The 902-nt window shown below is 65.1% G+C and carries 2 protein-coding genes; both read right to left on the bottom strand.

Annotated features, from left to right (window positions below; all coding sequences use genetic code 11):
• Positions 1–122: 122 nt before the first annotated feature.
• Positions 123–341 carry a helix-turn-helix transcriptional regulator gene (locus C6N40_RS13855; protein WP_106991609.1) on the bottom strand — a complete coding sequence of 73 codons (219 nt, stop codon included), beginning with the start codon at positions 339–341 and terminating at the stop codon, positions 123–125.
• Positions 325–768 carry a hypothetical protein gene (locus C6N40_RS13850; RefSeq protein ID WP_106991608.1) on the bottom strand — a complete coding sequence of 148 codons (444 nt, stop codon included), beginning with the start codon at positions 766–768 and terminating at the stop codon, positions 325–327. Before C6N40_RS13850 ends, C6N40_RS13855 begins: the two co-directional genes overlap by 17 nt.
• Positions 769–902: the final 134 nt, after the last annotated feature.

The raw sequence follows: 902 nt of genomic DNA, 5'->3' as shown, positions 1-902 counted from the left end.
GAATCCCCCGGTCCATGCCCTGGTCAATTCTCAACGCGCAGGGGGGGTCAATTTTCGTCGCGCATCAACACTGGAGACGAGCCCCTTCATCCGCTGATCCGCCCAGGGCAACTCGCGCTTCCCTACTCCGCCTGCCGATCCGGCAGGCGGAACAGGGCTTCGACCGGCTGTCCCAACGCCGCGGCGAACTTCAACGCCACCACCACCGAGGGGCAGAACACCCCGTTCTCCACCGTGTTCACGGTCTTGCGGCTGACGCCCATCGCCTCGGCCAGCTGCGCCTGGGTCCAGCCGCGCTGCTCGCGGAAGCGGCCGATGTGGTTTTCAAGCGTCGCCGGCATGGGTCGTCACCATTTCCGCGATGCCATAGGCGAGGAAGGCGCAGCCCAGGCCCATGCTGACGATGAGGTTGGCGGCACGCTGGGCATGCAGCGGCTCGAAGGGCGAGACCGCCCAGACCAGGAAGCCGGTGACCATGGCCACCACGAAGCCGATGGTGATGCCGCGCTGGCGGTTGGCCCGCGTCACTTCATCGTTCGCCAGGCCGCGCACGCGCTTCGACAGGAACCAGCCGCCGCCCGTCAGCAGCAGCAGGAGCATGAGCACGGCAAAGCCCAGCCAGACCAGGATCTGCACCAGCGATTGGCTGCCCCAGTCCCAGGCGAAGAAGATGCCCTGCTGCATCAACAGGACCAGCAGGCCCAGGAAGGGCGCCATGATGGCGCGGCCCTGGGCGTGCCGGTCGGCGGTTTCGAAATCGTCTTTCATGGGGTCGCCTCCGGTTTGATGTGTAACCTTAGGGTTACATGTAACCGATAGGTTACTCGAGTGTCAAGCGGCATCGCGCAGTCCGCTCCCGCAATGCAGCACGACTGTTGAGGCGCGCTGAAAATTGACCAGCA

The sequence above is a fragment of the Arenimonas caeni genome, from assembly GCF_003024235.1.
Classification (GTDB): Bacteria; Pseudomonadota; Gammaproteobacteria; order Xanthomonadales; family Xanthomonadaceae; genus Arenimonas; species Arenimonas caeni.
This window is presented reverse-complemented; position numbering and strand designations above follow the sequence as displayed.

What these genes read in the sequence shown, in the direction of transcription:
- C6N40_RS13850 (WP_106991608.1), bottom strand. Translation starts at nt 768, where the DNA reads ATGAAAGACGATTTCGAAACCGCCGACCGGCACGCCCAGGGCCGCGCC.
- C6N40_RS13855 (WP_106991609.1), bottom strand. Translation starts at nt 341, where the DNA reads ATGCCGGCGACGCTTGAAAACCACATCGGCCGCTTCCGCGAGCAGCGC.